Consider the following 14654-nt stretch of genomic DNA (forward strand, 5'->3'; position numbering starts at 1 on the left):
CAGGGCGCCGGCCGGACGCGCTGTCGCAGATTTCTCCTTTCCTGTCATTCCCCTGTTACCTGCATGGCCTATCCCAGATTCATCCGAATGAATGGTGGACCATGGTCAGAGAGAAATGGCGTCTCGTCCGCGACGGGATCGAGAAAGAGATAGCCACGGGCGCGTGGCAGCCGGGCGACAGGCTTCCGACTGAGCCGGAACTGGCCTTGCGATACGGCACCGGGCGCCACTCGGTCCGCCGCGCGATTTCCGAACTGGCGCGCGAAGGCTCGGTGAGCGTCGAGCAGGGGCGGGGCACCTTCGTCGAGACCGGGCCGATGCTCGAATACGCGATCGGGACGCGCACGCGGCTGCACCGCAACCTCATGTCCCAGGGCGTCGAGGTCTCCGGGGACCTGCTGGGGGCCGAGCGGGTTCCGGCCGCGGGGCGGGTCGCGCGTGCCCTGCGCCTGATCGAAGGCGCGCCGGTGATCGAAAGCCGACGCATCACCTATGCCGACCGGCTGCCGATCTCCTTCGGCACCTCCTGGCGGAGCGCGGAACGTTTCCCCGATTTCGCCACGCGCCGCGATGTCATCGGCTCCACCACGGAAACCTACAGATCCTACGGGATCGACGACTACCTGCGCGCCGAGACCACGCTGCACAGCCGCCTGGCGCGTCCCGACGAGGCGAAGATGCTGCGCCAGCACCCGCAAACCCCGGTCATGGTCATTCGCGCCATCGACCAGACGCTCGACGGCATGCCTCTGAGTTTCAGCGAGGTCATCTGGTCGGCGGTGCGGGTCAAATTCACCATGGCGAATGAAAAGGACTGAACGGATGATATCACCCCACGGCGACACCCTGAGCATTCTGGCACGGGCCGACGCGGAGGCGCTGAAGTCCTTCGCCGAGCGCCTGCTGCCCCGTCTCGATCCGATCGACGTGCTCGCGAACCGGACCGGCCTCGTGATGCTGCCCATGCGCGACACCGCGCAGGGCACGGCCTTTCACCTCGGCGAGGTCCTGATGAGCGAGGCCCATGTCCGCATGGCCGGGCATGACGGCTACGGCATGCGGCGCGGCCGCGATCTCGAGGCGGCCATGGCCATGGCTCTGGTCGATCTGGCGCTAGACGCGGGGCGGGCGGTCGCGGATTGCACGGCTTTCGTGGCGGAACAGGCGCAGATCCAGATGGCGGAAGACGAGGCCACCCTGCGCCGGGTCGAGGCGACGCGCGTCGACATGGAGACGTTCTGATGCTGAAGACTCCTATTCCTTCCAAAACGGAAAACCTTGCGAACACGGCATTCGACGCGCTGATCCGGTCGCTGAGCCGTCCCGGCCGGATCCGGGATCTGCCGGAGCCGGGCGAAACGCCGATCATCGCGGCGCTTCTCGACCGGGAATGCCGCGTGTTCTGCGCCGATCCCCTGCTCATGCCGCAGGTTCTGGCAAGCGGTGCGATGCTTTCGGAGATCGAGGAGGCCGATCATGTCTTCCTCGGCGCCCTGACCGATCCCGACGCCCTGCGGCCTGTGCGCCTCGGGTCCGATCTCTATCCCGACGATGGCGCGACGGTGGTGGTCCGCGCGCGCCTCGGCGAGGGGCAAGGGCTGCGCCTCACCGGGCCGGGGATCGAAACCGGTGAGACGGTGCGGATCGGCGGTCTGCCCGACGGGTTTTGGCGGCTGCGTCGTGATCTTGTCTGCTATCCGAGGGGGTTCGATGTGTTTTTCGTCGACGGGGCAAAGGTCATAGGCCTGCCGCGTTCGACCGAAGTGGAGGTGCTCTGATGGCCTATGTGGCGACGCGCGGCGGAGAACGTGCGATTGAACAGGCGGAGCGTTTGTTCCGCTCCGAACTGGGCGAGATCGCGCCTGAACGGGTGGCCGAAGTCAAATCCGCCCTGCCTTATCTGATCGACCGGGTGATGGGGGAGGCCTCGCTCTATGACGAAGACCTCGCCGCGCTCGCACTCGCGCAGACCGGCGGCGAGATGTTCGAGGCGGTTCTCCTGCTCCGGGCCTGGCGCACGACCCAGCCACGTATGCAGGTGGCGCGCCCGGTCGGGCAGGAGGCGCTGTTCACTCATCGACGGATTTCGGCGGCGTTCAAGGATATTCCCGGTGGCCAGGTTCTTGGGCCGACGTTGGATTATTCGCACCGGGTTCTGGCGACCGCGGTGCTGGAGGGGGAGACCTGCGCGCCTGCACCGGTCGATCCCGCCGCCGAACCGTCACCGGCGTTTCAACCCTCCGTTGCGGCATGGCAGGCGGACAACGGTCTGGTGGATCTGCCGCCGCGTGACGAGACGGCGCCGGAGGACATTCCCGATGTGACCCGCGAGCCGCTGCTGTTCCCGGCGAAACGCGCCCATACGCTGCAAAGCCTCGCGCGGGCGGAGACGGGCGGCGCGCTGGCGCTCGGCTATGCGGCGATGCGTGGCTATGGACAGGCGCACCCGACGGTCAACGAGTTGCGGCTGTCCGAGGCGGAGATTGTCGTGAAACATCCGAAGGGGACGGAATTTTCCGCGGGGCGCGTGAAGGTCTCTCAGGCGGAGGTGGTGTCCAAGAAAGGCGAAAAGCTCGACCTCGGATTTGCCGCGACTTTGGGCTGGAACGAGGTGAAATGTATCGCCGCGGCCACGCTCGACCTCAACAGCAAGGGGGCGCCGAAGGGCGCGCCGACGGAGGAGGAATTCTTCCTCTATCACACCGAGGGCGTGGAAAGCTCGGGCTTCTGCATCCACTTCAAGCTGCCGCATTACGTCACCTTCCAGTCCTCTCTGGATGCGATGCGGGACGCGAATTCGAAACGGAAGAAAGCACAGGAGCCGGCGCAATGAGCCTCAAATCCCTGACACGCGACTGGGAGGCGATGAGCTATGGTTTCCTCGATGCTTCCGCCAAGCGCGAAATCCGTCGCAAGATGATCAAGGCCGTTGCCGTTCCCGGCTGCCAGATGCCCTATGCCAGCCGCGAGGTGCCGATGGCGCGGGGCTGGGGAACGGGCGGTTTGCAGGTTTCGCTCACGCTCATCAATCCGAAGACGCGGGTGAAGGTGATCGACCAGGGGGCTGACGACAGCGTGAACGCGGCTTCGATCCGACGCTTTCTGGCGCGGGTTTCCGGCGCGCCGACGACGCTCGACACGCTCGAGGCCGACCTGATCCAGTCGCGTCACCGCATCCCGGAGGAAAAGCTGCGCGAGGATCAGGTGCTTGTGTTGCAGGTGCCGAACCCCGAGCCGCTGCGCCCGGTGCAGCCGAACATGTCGGTGGCGCGCCAGATGCATGCCGATGCCGATTACGGGCGGATGTGGCTTCAGCTCTATGAGCAGATCGTGCGGTCGGGCCGGGTGATGCAGGGGGCGAGCTATCCGTCGATGGTCAACGGGCGCCATGTGATGACGCCCTCGCCGATTCCGCGCTGGGACGTGCCCAAGCTGCACATGGCCCGTCACCTGACGATCCTGTCTGCGGGGCGCGAGAAACGGATCTTTGCCGTGCCGCCCTATACCCGCGTCGAACCGCTCGTGTTCGATGACGTGCCTTACAAGGTCGAGGAGCACGGAGCCCTGACCTGTTCCCGTTCGGGGGCCAAGGGGTTCTTCATGAATGAAATTCCGCAGGATGACGGGTCTTCGAAATACGAGATCTCCGACAGCGAATATGGGGTGAAGACCATACGCCACGCGGATGGCGAAGAGGTCAGGCTCGGCGAAACATGGTACAGGAACGGGGAGATGCCGGCATGAGTATCACATTGGATGCCCCGCGGATCGTCACCACGCGGCCCTTGCTGACCGTGCGCAATGTCACGAAAACCTACGGCAAGGTCCAGGCGGTGAAAAACGTCTCAGCGGAGGCGTTTCCCGGCGAGGTGCTCGGCATCGTCGGCGAAAGCGGATCGGGCAAATCGACGCTCTTGCGGATGATGAACCTCGAGGAGACGCCGGACAGCGGAAGCTACACCCTCGATCTGCCCGACGTTCAGGGCAACCTGTTCGAGCTCGACCGTTTCGCGCGCCGGATGCTCTGCGCCACGAAAATCGGGATCGTCTATCAGAACCCGCATCTTGGCCTTCTGATGAAGCATTCCAGTTCCGGCAATGTCGCCGAACGCCTGCTGGTCGCGGGGGAGCGGCGCTTTGCGGTGCTGCGCGAGAAGGCGGGCGATGCGCTGGCCGCGTCCGAGTTCCCGCTCGAGCGGCTGGACGCGCCCCCCATCGAACTGTCCGGCGGGATGCAGCAACGGGTGCAACTGGCCAAGGCGATCGCGCTGGAGCCCGCGCTTTTGCTGCTGGACGAGCCGACCACGGGGCTGGACGTCAGCGTGCAGGCGCTCGTGCTCGATACGCTCAAGCGGCTTCAGCAGGAGCGCAGGATCACCATGGTCATCGTGTCGCACGATCTCGGTGTCATCCGCACCCTGGCCGATCGTGTCATGGTCATGCGGCGTGGCGAAGTGGTCGAGGCGGGGCTGGTCGACCAGATCTTTCAGGACCCGCAACATCCTTACACACAACAACTGGTGCATGCGAAACTATGAATATCGTTCTCGACGTCCAAGGCCTGAGCAAAGGCTTCACCATGCACCATCTGGACAGCCGGCTGGCGGCATTTTCCGATATTTCCTTCGACCTGCGCGCGGGGGAGTTCCTGTTGCTCAAGGGACAGAACGGTGCGGGGAAATCCACGTTGTTGCGCACGCTCTATCGCACCTATCTTGCACAGGATGGCAAGGTCCTGTTCCATTCCGACCACGGGGTGATCGACCTCGTGCGCGCGGCGGATGTGGATGTGACCCATCTGCGCCGCACGGAGATCGGCTTCGTCACCCAGTTCCTCGTCGCACGTCCGCGTGTTTCCGCCGAGGCGCTGGTCGCGGAACCGTTGCGCATGGCGGGGTGGAGCGCGGAGCGGGCACTTGAGGAGGCGCGGCACTGGCTGCGGGCTTTCGGGGTGAAGGAAAGCCTCTGGCGTGCCTATCCCACGACTTTTTCCGGCGGGGAACAGCAAAAGGTGAACCTCGCCCGCGCGCTGATCCTGCCGCAGAAACTCCTGCTTCTGGACGAGCCGACCGCCTCGCTCGACGCGGGCGCGCGGGCGGCTCTGGTCGCGCGCCTGCGTGAGCTGAAAGACGGGGGCACGGCGATGATCGGCGTGTTCCACCATCCCGATGACGTCGAGCACCTGATTGATCGGGTCATCGACCTGACCCCTGATGCCCCTCAAATGGAGGACCGCGAAGATGTGGTTGTCTAATCTCTCCCTGGTCCTGCCGGACCGTGTCGTGGAAAACGGCGCCCTGCGCATTGAGGGGGACCGGATTGCCGAGATCGCGGACCGTCCCATGACCGAGGGAATGGATTGCGGCGGCAGGTTGCTGTTCCCCGGCTTCATCGACATGCACGGCGACATGATCGAGATCGAGATGGAGCCGCGTGCGCGGGTCGATTTCCCGATGGAGGTGGCTCTGTCGCATCTCGACGCGCGGCTCGCGGCGGCGGGCGTGACCACGGCCTATGCCGCGGTGAGCTTCTCGCGCGGGGCGAAGGAGGGGGAGCGGCGCTCCTTCGAGCACACGAGCCAGACCATTCGCACGCTGCACGCGCTGCGCGGCCATTGCCGCGTCGATCACCGGATCCATGCGCGGTTCGATATCACCTTCGACAATGCGGTCGCCGTGCTGGCCGCCCTGATCAAGGACGAGCAGGTCGATCTGGTCTCGGTCATGGACCACACGCCCGGACAGGGTCAATACCGCGACATCGAGCGTCACATCACCCTCGTCGCCGCCCGCGAGGGCATCTCCGAAATGGAGGCGCGGCAGATCGTGGCGACCCGGATCGCGGAGCGCACGCGCCCGCAGGAGATCCTTCTGGAAAACCTGCGGCAGGTGTCCGAGCTGTGCCGTGCCCATGGCGTCGCCCTGGCCAGCCACGACGACGACACCGCCGAGAAGGCGCATCTCATGGCGGAGATGGGGGCGGCGATCAGCGAGTTTCCCGTGATCGTCGAGGCGGCCGAGGTCGCCGCGGAGCGTGGCATGTTCAACGCGATGGGCGCCCCCAACGCGATGCGCGGGCAGAGCTATTCCGGCAACCTTTCGGCGCGCGAGGCCCATGCCAGGGGGCTCTTGCACATCCTGGCGGCGGATTATCACCCCGCGGCGATGCTGGCGGCGGTGATGATCCTCGCGGAGAGCGATCCGAAGGGGCTGCCGGGGGCGGCGGCGCTCGTGACCGCCAATCCGGCGAAGGCGCTGGGGCTGAGCGATCGCGGGCATCTCGCGCCGGGCTTGCGGGCCGATCTTGCCCTTGTCGAGCGCGGGCCGATCACGCGGGTCGCGGCCACGTTCGTGGCGGGCGAGATGGTGCATTCGCTCGGGCGGCTCCGGGGAAGGGTGCCGGCGCGGTCCGAGTGGCGGGAGACCGCCGGCGTCACCGTTCTGTCGTAAAACTATAAGCGCATCGTCACCCAAGTGTCGGCGGGACGTCAAGCTGGGCGCGTAAACCTCAGGGCGAAACATCCGAATGAATCCCCGGAGTCCAAGCCATGAGTTCCGCCCTGATCCTGTCCAATGTCTCGCGCCATTTCGGAGAGACGCGCGCCGTCGACACTGTCTCGCTCTCCATCGAGCCGGGCCAGTTCATCGGCGTGATCGGCCGCTCCGGGGCCGGCAAGTCCACGCTCCTGCGCCTTCTCAATCGCCTTGTCGACCCCTCCGCGGGGTCGATTTCCTTTGGCGACACCGAGATCACGGCGCTCCGGGGCCGGGCGCTGCGCAGCTGGCGGCGCGACTGCGCGATGATCTTCCAGCAGTTCAACCTCGTGGAACGGCTCGACGTCCTGACCAACGTCCTGATCGGGCGGCTTGCGGAACACGGGTTCCTGTCGTCCATGGCGATGCGCTTCACCGACGAGGAACGCGCCATGGCGATCCGTGCGCTCGACCGGCTCGACCTCGTGCCGCAGGCGCTCCAGCGCGCCGGAACGCTCTCGGGCGGCCAGCAACAGCGGGTGGCCATCGCCAGGGCGCTCGTGCAGCAGCCGCGGATCATGCTGGCCGACGAACCGATCGCGTCGCTCGATCCGGCCAATGCCTCGCTGGTCATGGACGGGCTCAGGACGATCAACCGCGAGGACGGGATCACCGTCCTCGTGAACCTGCACACGCTCGACACCGCCCGCGCCTATAGCGACCGCATCATCGCGATGCGCCATGGCCGGGTCTATTTCGACGGAACCCCCGCACAGCTCACCGATGATGTGGTGCGGGATATCTACGGCCTCGAGGGGCTGCGCGAATTCGACGAAGCGGTCACCTCCACGTCGGTGGCCCCGGTCCGGGCCGTCGTTTCGGCCTGACCTTCACCTTACCCGAAAACGCTGAAATGGGGAGATCCACATGCGTTTCATCACTGCCACGGCCCTTGCGGCCCTGATCGCGGCCCCGGCGCTCGCCGAGGGTTGGAAAGAGGACTATCAGGTCATCAAGTTCGGCATCCTGTCGGGCGAGAACGAAAAGGATCGGCTGATCCGTACCGAGCCGCTGCGAGACTATCTGCAAGCCAGGCTGGGCGTGGAGGTCGAGATCTTCACCGCCGGCAATTACGACGGCGTCGTCCAGGCCCTCGCCGCCGACCAGATCGAGATCGCCCAGTTCGGCTCCTCCGCCTATGCCGCGGCCTTCACCGCGACCGATGGCGGGGTCGAGCCGGTGCTGACCGGCATCAAGGAGGACGGCAACACCGGCTATCGCTCCATCGTCGTCACCCGATGCGACAGCGGGATCACGTCCCTCGAGGACGCGAAGGGCAAGGTTCACGCCTTTGCCGATCCGGACAGCACCTCCGGCTATGCCGTTCCCTATTTCAACTTCATCACGAAGGAAGGCTTCAAGCCCGAGGAGTATTTCGCCGCCGTGCCCTTTTCCGGCTCGCACGAAGCCGGGGTGAGCGGTGTCGTCAACGGCACGTTCGACACGGCCGCCACCTATGAGAACAACGAACATGACGGGATCTATCAGCGGATGGAAAGCAAGGGGATGATCGAGCCCGGCGTCATCTGCAAGATCTGGGAGAGCCCGGAAATCACCACCGGCCCCTGGACCGTCCGCACCAATCTTCCGGCGGGGCTGATCGCCGATCTGACCGACGCCATCGAGGCCTTCCCAAGCGAGGATCCCGAGGGCTATGCCCAGTATTCCTCCTTCAGCGAGGACGATCCCAATCCCGAGGTGGGCTACACCCGCGTGGATCGGGAACGCTACCAGTGGATCGTGGAGATGCGGGACTGGATCAAGGACCAGCGCCGCGGCTCGTAAACTTTCCGGGCGTGAAGGGGGCGGTCGTTTCGCCCCCTTTCCCCGTTCACGCATGACCTTGACGAGGTGCCCATGGCCTTCACCGCCGCCCCGACGGCCGCCGGCGTTCCCGCGCCCGACCGCCTGTCGCAATTCGAGACGGATTTCGCCGGGAAACGCCGCCGCGCGCGGCGGGCCTGGGGCGTCGGCGCGCTGATTTTCGCGCTGCTCTTCGGCTTTTCCGCGTGGATCGGAGATTTCTTCCGGGTCACCCAGGTGACGATGCCGGATGGTTCGCGCGACTGGCGCTGGATCATTCCGGCGGGCATTCCGCGGCTGGGCGAATATATCGTCCAGACCTTTCCGACGCTGCATTGGGACACGTTCTGGTCCGATTTCGCGAACTGGTTCTGGCGCTGGAAAATCTGGCTGTCCCTGCTGCTGGAGACGGTCCTGATCGCCTTCATGGCCACGACGCTCGGCGTGGCGGGCGGGTTTCTGCTGTCCTTCCCCGCGGCGCGGAACCTCTCGCCCAACCGCTGGGTCCTGTGGCTGACACGCCGGTTTCTCGAGATCACGCGCACCGTGCCGGACATCGTCTGGGCGCTGATCTTCGTCTTCTGTTTCTCCGTCGGTCCCCTGGCCGGCATCCTGGCCATCGGCACGCATGCCACGGGCGCGCTGGGCAAGCTCTATTCCGAGGCGAACGAAAATCTGGACATGCGCCCGCTCGAGGGCGTCCGCGCGGCAGGCGGCACATGGTTCGACCAGATCCGCTACGGCGCCGTGCCGCAGGTGCTGCCGAACATCGTCAGCTATACCCTGCTGCGGTTCGAGCTCAACGTGCGCTCCTCCTCGATCATCGGCTATGTCGGCGCCGGCGGGCTGGGGCAGGAATTCCGCATCGCGATGAGTTTCCAGGAATACACCGACCTCTCGGCCCTGTTCCTCATCATCCTCGTGACCGTGATCGTCATCGACTACGGCTCGGAGAAACTGCGACACAAGATCATCGGACTGGAGGAGCGGACATGAGCCTGACACCCGCACAGATCGAAGCAGCGCGCGCCCGTGCCCCGCAGGCTTTTGAAACCCCGCTGTCCCTGCGCATGCGCCGGATCGCCCTCTGGACCGGGTTCGCGCTGCTGACGGGCTATTGCCTCTGGGCCTTCGACGTCTCGCCGCTGCGCATCTGGACCGGGCTCGGGCGGCTCGGGGACGTCCTCGGCTTCATGTTCCCGCCCTATGTCTGGAAAAGCTGGGCGGAATTCTCCGAGATCCTGAAGGGGCTGGGCGAAACCCTCTCCATCGCCTTCCTCGGCACGGTGCTGGGGGCCATCGTCGCCTTCCCGCTGTCCTTTCTCGGAGCGAAGAACATCAACCGGCTCAATGTCCTGCGCCTCGGTGTGCGGCGCGGCTATGATGTCATCCGCGCCTTCGAGACGCTGATCATCGCGCTGATCTTCATTCGCGCCTTCGGCCTCGGCCCGCTGGCCGGCATCCTCGCCATCGCCATCTCCGAAGTGGGCACCTTTGCCAAGCTGTTCTCCGAAGCCATCGAGAACACCTCCACCAGGCCGACCGACGGGGTCAGGGCCTCGGGCGGAACGAGGCTTCAGCAGATCCGCTTCGGCATCGTGCCGCAGGTCAACCCGGTGATCCTGTCGATCCTGCTCTACAATTTCGAATCCAACGTGCGATCCGGCACGATCCTCGGCATCGTGGGCGCGGGCGGCATCGGGTTCCTGCTCTCCGACCGGATCGCGGCCTACAAATGGGACGAGGCCTGGTCGATCATCTTCCTGATCATCGCGCTGGTCTATGTGATCGACTATTTCTCCGCCTTGATCCGGGCCCGGATCATCGGCAACTGGGAGGGCGTGAAATGAGCGGCGCAGGATCGAAGAACAGCCTCACCGAGGCTCCCACCATTCACCCGGAGGCGAGCGTCAGCGATTGTGACCTCGGCGCCTGGACCGAGGTGGGCAAGGGCACGATGATGAAGGCGTCGCGGATGGGGGATTATTCCTACATCACCCAGGACTGCCATGTGGTCTGGACCACCATCGGCAAGTTCTGTTCCATCGCCAATGCGACGCGCCTCAATCCCGGCAACCATCCGACATGGCGCGCGGTGCAGCATCACTCCGTCTATCGCGCCGAGGCCTACGATCTGGGCGAGGACGACCGCGATTTCTTCGAATGGCGCAAGAGCGACTGGGTCACCATCGGCCATGACGTCTGGATCGGCCACGGCGTCACGGTGACGGCGGGCGTGACCATCGGCACGGGCGCCGTGATCGGCGCCGGTGCGGTGGTGACGAAGGACGTCGCGCCCTATATGATCGTGGGCGGCGTGCCCGCACGTCCCATCAGGCGCCGGTTTTCCGAGGCCCAGGCGGAGGCCCTGATGGAGATTGCCGTCTGGGACTGGCCGCGGGAAACATACAGGGCGGCGCTGCCGGACATCCGGGCGCTGGATATTGATGCGTTCATTGCGAAATACGGCGGCTGATCCGCCCCCGGAGCCGCGCCGGCGCAGGATCGTCGACGGCGGCTTCCTCGTTCTTCTGAGCCTCACGCTCGTGTCCGGCGGTCTGGTCCTGCTGACCCGCGGACCGCTCCGCGTCTGGGAGATCACGCAGGAGACCTTCGGATTTCTGCTGCTGCTTTCCCCGAAGATCGTCGCGGGCGTCTTCATCGCCGCGACATTGCCCCTCGTGCTTCCGGGCAAGGAGATCGGGCGCTGGATCGGCGCGGAAAGCGGGCTGCGCGGGCTCGTCCTGGCCACGGTCGCGGGGGCGGCGATCCCCGGCGGACCGATGATGACCTTTCCCCTCGCGGCAGGCTTCGGCATGGCCGGGGCGGATATCGGGACCATGCTGGCCTTCGTCACGGGCTGGAGCCTCCTGAGCCTGAACCGGACCCTGATCTGGGAATTTTCCTTCCTTCCCCATGATCTCGTCTGGACGCGCTACCTGCTGTCCCTGCCTTTCCCCGTGCTCGTGGGGCTTGGTGCGCGGGCCTTGCGGGGGAGGGTGCCGGCGTGAACATCCTGTTCGGCACGATCCTCATCTGCACGGCTGCGGTCTGGCTCTGGAGCACCCTGCCGAATGCCGAATGGCGCCGTGCCTCCTATGCGGCCGCGATCCAGACGCTGAAATTCACCCTGCCGCGTGTCCTCGTGGCGCTGCTCGGGGCGGGGTTCTTTGCCGACCTGCTCCCCGCCGATCTGGTGCGGAGCTATCTGGGGCAGGATGCGGGACTGTCGGCCCTTGCCCTGGCCATGCTGCTCGGGCCGCTGACGCCGGGGGGCGCCTTCGTCAGCTTCGCCATCGGAGCCGCCGCGCTGAAGGCGGGGGCGGGTGTGTTGCCGGTCCTCGTCTATGTCACCGCGTGGTCGCTCTTTTCGCTGACGAAACTGCTTTCCTACGAACTCTCCTTCATGGGACGGCAGGCCACGATGATGCGCCTCGCGGTCAGCCTGCCGATCCCGCTGCTGCTGGCGGCGCTGGCCGGGCAGGTGATCTGATCCCGGTGCCGGCTCCGCCGGAGACCGGTCAGCCCACGCGTGCGATGAGCTTGCCGGTATTGCCACCCTCGAAGAGCGTGAGGAAGGTTTCCGGGATCCTTTCGAAATCCTCGATGAACTCTTCTCTGTATTTGATCCGGCCCGCGGTCACCCAGGGCGCGACCTCCTCGAGAAAGGCGGGATAGCTGTCGAGGTGATCGAGAATGGAGAAGCCGCGCACCTGGATGAAGCGATAGAGGATCAGGTTCAGCAGGCGGGGCAGGTGATCGCGCCGGTCGGGAAGCCCGGTGTCGCTATAGCCGGCGATCGTGCCGCAGATGACCGCCTGGGCGTTCAGGTTGAAATGCGGCATCACCGCCTCGAACATGTAATCCCCGACATTGTCGAAGAACCTGTCGACGCCATCGGGCAGGGCGCGCGCGAGCTGTGCCTCGAAGTCGTCGGCCTTGTAATCGACCGCCGCATCGACGCCGATCTCGTCCCGCAGATAGGCGATCTTGCGCGCGCCACCCGCGATGCCGACGACGCGATGGTCGCGCAGTTTTGCCATCTGCGCGACCATCGAGCCGACCGATCCCGCCGCCGCGCTGACGACGAAGGTGCCGCCGGGCATGTCGTCGAGGTATTTCGTCATGCCGACCCACGCCGTCAGCCCGGTATGCCCCAGCACGCCAAGCGCCGTGGAGAGGGGCGCCATGCCGGGATCGAGCGTCCTGAGGTCGGATCCGTCGGAGATCGCGTAGTCCTGCCAGCCGGTCCAGGTCTGAACGTAGTCCCCTTTCGCGAAGTCCGGGTTGTGGCTTTCCTCGACAATGGCGACGGTCGGACCAGACATCGGAGTTCCGAGCTCCATCGGCGGCAGTTCGGAGGATCCGTTGCCCATCAGGTTGCGCTGGTAGGGATCCATCGAGATGAGTGTGTTGCGGAGCAGCACCTCGCCCTCCTTCGGGGCGGGGATCGCCGTTTCCACAAGCTCGAAATCGCTCTGCCGGGCCCTGCCGTCGGGGCGGGTCGCCAGGAGGATCCGGCGGTTTGGGTGGCTTGCCATCGTCTTTCCTTGTCTCGGGCGGAGCTGCGGCGAGTCCTCGAGTCCTCGTCGCAGCCCGCATCGCTTATTGTGTATCGCTCACTATTTAAATGGCTAGAAGGGTTGCCGGAGCCTGTCAACCAATTTATATAATGACCGATGCAAAAATTGGATTCGACCGGCAGGAACGACAAGGCCCCGGCACGCGCGCGCGGCCGGCCGCGTGCCTTCGACCGCGAGGCGGCGCTGGCCAAGGCGACCCGCCTGTTCTGGGCGCGGGGCTACGAGGCGACCTCCATCTCCGAACTGACCGCGGCGATGGAGATCGGGGCGCCGAGCCTCTATGCCGCCTTCGGCTCGAAAGAGGCGCTCTATGCGGAGGCGGTGCGGTACTACCGGGAAAACTACGAGTCGGTGGTCTGGGGCAGGTTCTTCGCCGCGGCCACGGCCCGCGAGGCGGTGAACGTCCTGCTCATGGATTCCGCCGCCGCGCTCACCGGCAGCGTCGTGGATATTCCACACGGCTGCATGGTGACCCTGTCCTCCGTCGGCAGCGAGGGCCATGCGGAGCTCGGCGATCTTGTGCGTGCGGCGCGGGCGTTTACCTTCGACAGCCTGAAGGCGCGGTTCGGACAGGCAATGGAGGAGGGCGAGATCCCCGTCGGGTCCGATATCGACGCGCTCGCCCGTTTCGTGCAGACCGTCCAGAACGGGATGTCGATCCTCGCCCGCGACGGGATCGGCCGCGCCGAACTGGAAGCCGCCGCAGACCTCGCGATGGCCGCATGGGATGCCCGTACCGGTGGCGGGGCCGGAGGGTCCGCCCCGTCCTGAACCGCCGCGCCGTGCGGGTCAGCCCTTCCCCTGTGGCAGGTTGTCGATATCCGTGATCAGGCCCGGCCCCGCCGGATGCCAGTCAAGCCGTTCCTGCGTCCATGCGCTCGAGGCCGACATGTCGCGACCGGCAAAGGCCGCAAGCCATCCGAAATGCTCCGCCGCCTCTTCCGCCGGGATCGGGGCGACAGGCAGGCCGAGGCGGCGGCCAACCGCCTCCGCGATGTCGCGGAAGGGGATCGCGCCTTCGGCCGTGGCGTGGTAGCGGGCGCCCGGCTCCTGCCGTTCGAGCGCCAGCCGGAACAGCCGAGCCGCGTCGGAGACATGGGCGGCCGACCAGCAGGTCGCGCCGTCTCCGACATAGGCCGAGATGCCCTTGTCGCGGGCCAGGTCGATGACATTGCTGACGAGCCCTTGCCTGCGGGTGTCGTGGATCTGCGACAGCCGCATCACCGAGACGTGGACGCCGCGCGCCGACAGCATGCGCCCCGCCAGTTCCGAGGCAATGCGCGGATTCGGGTGCTCTGGGTCGAAATGATCCTCGACGGCCGGCCGGCCCGGCGCCGGCGTGCCGATCGCGGTGGTCGAGGTGAGGACGAGGGGCCGGTCCGTTCCTTCCAGCGCAGAGCCGAGCGCCGCGATGGCGTGCCGGTCCTTTTCGCAATTCTCGACGAAGCGCGTGAAGTCGTGGTCGAAGGCGGTGTGGATCACCCCGTCGCAGAGGGCGGCGCCGGCGCGCAGGCTGTCGGGATCGGCAATGTCGCCGCGATGGATCTCGGCCCCTGCCGCTTTCAGCGCCTGCGCGCCCGGCTCCGAGCGGGTCAGGCCGAGCACCTCATGGCCGGCGGAAAGAAGTTCGGAGAGGACGGCAGAGCCGATGAAGCCGGTGGCCCCTGTCAGAAAAACGCGCATGTGCTGTCTCCCACATTGCTGTGCACGGCACCATCGCGCTATTCTCTATCAG

At 65.9% G+C, this 14654-nt stretch carries 18 protein-coding genes; 16 read left to right on the plus strand and 2 right to left on the minus strand.

Annotation, left to right across the window (positions count from 1 at the left end):
• The first annotated feature begins 101 nt into the window (after window positions 1-101).
• From phnF to P73_RS05520, 15 genes are all read left to right on the plus strand, one after another.
• Window positions 102-818, plus strand: a complete 717-nt coding sequence (gene phnF, locus P73_RS05450) for a phosphonate metabolism transcriptional regulator PhnF (RefSeq protein WP_043868794.1) — start codon at window positions 102-104, stop codon at window positions 816-818.
• Between the two features lie 4 nt (window positions 819-822).
• Window positions 823-1242: a phosphonate C-P lyase system protein PhnG gene (locus P73_RS05455; RefSeq protein WP_043868795.1), complete on the plus strand. Its 420-nt coding sequence runs from the start codon at window positions 823-825 to the stop codon at window positions 1240-1242.
• Complete coding sequence (phnH, locus tag P73_RS05460) at window positions 1242-1778, plus strand: phosphonate C-P lyase system protein PhnH (RefSeq protein ID WP_043868796.1); 537 nt, start codon at window positions 1242-1244, stop codon at window positions 1776-1778. Before P73_RS05455 ends, phnH begins: the two co-directional genes overlap by 1 nt.
• The gene (locus tag P73_RS05465; protein WP_043868797.1) at window positions 1778-2833 is read left to right on the plus strand and encodes a carbon-phosphorus lyase complex subunit PhnI; all 1056 of its coding nucleotides are present in this window, start codon (window positions 1778-1780) and stop codon (window positions 2831-2833) included. Before phnH ends, P73_RS05465 begins: the two co-directional genes overlap by 1 nt.
• Window positions 2830-3744: an alpha-D-ribose 1-methylphosphonate 5-phosphate C-P-lyase PhnJ gene (locus tag P73_RS05470; protein WP_043868798.1), complete on the plus strand. Its 915-nt coding sequence runs from the start codon at window positions 2830-2832 to the stop codon at window positions 3742-3744. The genes P73_RS05465 and P73_RS05470 overlap by 4 nt, the downstream gene beginning before the upstream one ends.
• Entirely contained in the window at window positions 3741-4538 is a 798-nt protein-coding gene (locus tag P73_RS05475; protein ID WP_043868799.1) for an ATP-binding cassette domain-containing protein, read from the plus strand. Before P73_RS05470 ends, P73_RS05475 begins: the two co-directional genes overlap by 4 nt.
• Window positions 4535-5254 carry a phosphonate C-P lyase system protein PhnL gene (locus P73_RS05480; RefSeq protein WP_043868800.1) on the plus strand — a complete coding sequence of 240 codons (720 nt, stop codon included), beginning with the start codon at window positions 4535-4537 and terminating at the stop codon, window positions 5252-5254. The genes P73_RS05475 and P73_RS05480 overlap by 4 nt, the downstream gene beginning before the upstream one ends.
• On the plus strand, window positions 5241-6449 hold the full coding sequence (locus tag P73_RS05485; RefSeq protein WP_052453054.1) for an alpha-D-ribose 1-methylphosphonate 5-triphosphate diphosphatase: 1209 nt from the start codon (window positions 5241-5243) through the stop codon (window positions 6447-6449). The genes P73_RS05480 and P73_RS05485 overlap by 14 nt, the downstream gene beginning before the upstream one ends.
• A gap of 98 nt (window positions 6450-6547) precedes the next feature.
• Window positions 6548-7360 (plus strand): phosphonate ABC transporter ATP-binding protein, encoded by an 813-nt coding sequence (gene phnC / locus P73_RS05490; RefSeq protein WP_043868801.1) that lies wholly within the window; start codon window positions 6548-6550, stop codon window positions 7358-7360.
• Window positions 7361-7400: 40 nt separating this feature from the next.
• Complete coding sequence (gene phnD / locus P73_RS05495) at window positions 7401-8318, plus strand: phosphate/phosphite/phosphonate ABC transporter substrate-binding protein (RefSeq protein WP_052453055.1); 918 nt, start codon at window positions 7401-7403, stop codon at window positions 8316-8318.
• A 72-nt stretch (window positions 8319-8390) separates the two neighbouring features.
• Complete coding sequence (gene phnE / locus P73_RS05500; protein ID WP_043868802.1) at window positions 8391-9332, plus strand: phosphonate ABC transporter, permease protein PhnE; 942 nt, start codon at window positions 8391-8393, stop codon at window positions 9330-9332.
• Complete coding sequence (gene phnE / locus P73_RS05505; RefSeq protein ID WP_043868803.1) at window positions 9329-10186, plus strand: phosphonate ABC transporter, permease protein PhnE; 858 nt, start codon at window positions 9329-9331, stop codon at window positions 10184-10186. The genes phnE (P73_RS05500) and phnE (P73_RS05505) overlap by 4 nt, the downstream gene beginning before the upstream one ends.
• Entirely contained in the window at window positions 10183-10812 is a 630-nt protein-coding gene (locus tag P73_RS05510) for a DapH/DapD/GlmU-related protein (protein ID WP_043868804.1), read from the plus strand. The genes phnE (P73_RS05505) and P73_RS05510 overlap by 4 nt, the downstream gene beginning before the upstream one ends.
• Window positions 10784-11347 carry a hypothetical protein gene (locus P73_RS05515; RefSeq protein ID WP_074743157.1) on the plus strand — a complete coding sequence of 188 codons (564 nt, stop codon included), beginning with the start codon at window positions 10784-10786 and terminating at the stop codon, window positions 11345-11347. The genes P73_RS05510 and P73_RS05515 overlap by 29 nt, the downstream gene beginning before the upstream one ends.
• Window positions 11344-11829, plus strand: coding sequence for a hypothetical protein (locus P73_RS05520; RefSeq protein WP_052453057.1), 486 nt, complete (start codon window positions 11344-11346; stop codon window positions 11827-11829). Before P73_RS05515 ends, P73_RS05520 begins: the two co-directional genes overlap by 4 nt.
• Before the next feature lie 28 nt (window positions 11830-11857).
• Here P73_RS05520 and P73_RS05525 read toward each other — a convergent pair whose 3' ends face one another.
• On the minus strand, window positions 11858-12877 hold the full coding sequence (locus tag P73_RS05525) for an NADP-dependent oxidoreductase (RefSeq protein WP_043868805.1): 1020 nt from the start codon (window positions 12875-12877) through the stop codon (window positions 11858-11860).
• 138 nt (window positions 12878-13015) lie between these two features.
• On the opposite strand from P73_RS05525, the gene P73_RS05530 reads away from it, so the two are divergent.
• Window positions 13016-13690 (plus strand): TetR/AcrR family transcriptional regulator, encoded by a 675-nt coding sequence (locus P73_RS05530; RefSeq protein ID WP_043868806.1) that lies wholly within the window; start codon window positions 13016-13018, stop codon window positions 13688-13690.
• A gap of 18 nt (window positions 13691-13708) precedes the next feature.
• On the opposite strand, the gene P73_RS05535 is transcribed toward P73_RS05530, so the two are convergent.
• On the minus strand, window positions 13709-14602 hold the full coding sequence (locus P73_RS05535) for an SDR family oxidoreductase (protein WP_043868807.1): 894 nt from the start codon (window positions 14600-14602) through the stop codon (window positions 13709-13711).
• Window positions 14603-14654: the final 52 nt, after the last annotated feature.

Origin of the sequence: Celeribacter indicus (assembly GCF_000819565.1) — a bacterium.
Classification (GTDB): Bacteria; Pseudomonadota; Alphaproteobacteria; order Rhodobacterales; family Rhodobacteraceae; genus Celeribacter; species Celeribacter indicus.

Excerpts from the sequence above, each read along its gene's own strand:
- P73_RS05470 (WP_043868798.1), top strand. The coding sequence starts at position 2,830 with ATGAGCCTCAAATCCCTGACACGCGACTGGGAGGCGATGAGCTATGGT.
- phnE (WP_043868802.1), top strand. The coding sequence starts at position 8,391 with ATGGCCTTCACCGCCGCCCCGACGGCCGCCGGCGTTCCCGCGCCCGAC.
- phnF (WP_043868794.1), top strand. The coding sequence starts at position 102 with ATGGTCAGAGAGAAATGGCGTCTCGTCCGCGACGGGATCGAGAAAGAG.
- P73_RS05455 (WP_043868795.1), top strand. The coding sequence starts at position 823 with ATGATATCACCCCACGGCGACACCCTGAGCATTCTGGCACGGGCCGAC.
- P73_RS05480 (WP_043868800.1), top strand. The coding sequence starts at position 4,535 with ATGAATATCGTTCTCGACGTCCAAGGCCTGAGCAAAGGCTTCACCATG.
- phnD (WP_052453055.1), top strand. The coding sequence starts at position 7,401 with ATGCGTTTCATCACTGCCACGGCCCTTGCGGCCCTGATCGCGGCCCCG.
- P73_RS05485 (WP_052453054.1), top strand. The coding sequence starts at position 5,241 with ATGTGGTTGTCTAATCTCTCCCTGGTCCTGCCGGACCGTGTCGTGGAA.
- P73_RS05525 (WP_043868805.1), bottom strand. The coding sequence starts at position 12,877 with ATGGCAAGCCACCCAAACCGCCGGATCCTCCTGGCGACCCGCCCCGAC.
- phnE (WP_043868803.1), top strand. The coding sequence starts at position 9,329 with ATGAGCCTGACACCCGCACAGATCGAAGCAGCGCGCGCCCGTGCCCCG.
- P73_RS05535 (WP_043868807.1), bottom strand. The coding sequence starts at position 14,602 with ATGCGCGTTTTTCTGACAGGGGCCACCGGCTTCATCGGCTCTGCCGTC.
- phnC (WP_043868801.1), top strand. The coding sequence starts at position 6,548 with ATGAGTTCCGCCCTGATCCTGTCCAATGTCTCGCGCCATTTCGGAGAG.
- phnH (WP_043868796.1), top strand. The coding sequence starts at position 1,242 with ATGCTGAAGACTCCTATTCCTTCCAAAACGGAAAACCTTGCGAACACG.
- P73_RS05530 (WP_043868806.1), top strand. The coding sequence starts at position 13,016 with ATGCAAAAATTGGATTCGACCGGCAGGAACGACAAGGCCCCGGCACGC.
- P73_RS05475 (WP_043868799.1), top strand. The coding sequence starts at position 3,741 with ATGAGTATCACATTGGATGCCCCGCGGATCGTCACCACGCGGCCCTTG.
- P73_RS05510 (WP_043868804.1), top strand. The coding sequence starts at position 10,183 with ATGAGCGGCGCAGGATCGAAGAACAGCCTCACCGAGGCTCCCACCATT.
- P73_RS05465 (WP_043868797.1), top strand. The coding sequence starts at position 1,778 with ATGGCCTATGTGGCGACGCGCGGCGGAGAACGTGCGATTGAACAGGCG.
- P73_RS05515 (WP_074743157.1), top strand. The coding sequence starts at position 10,784 with ATGCGTTCATTGCGAAATACGGCGGCTGATCCGCCCCCGGAGCCGCGC.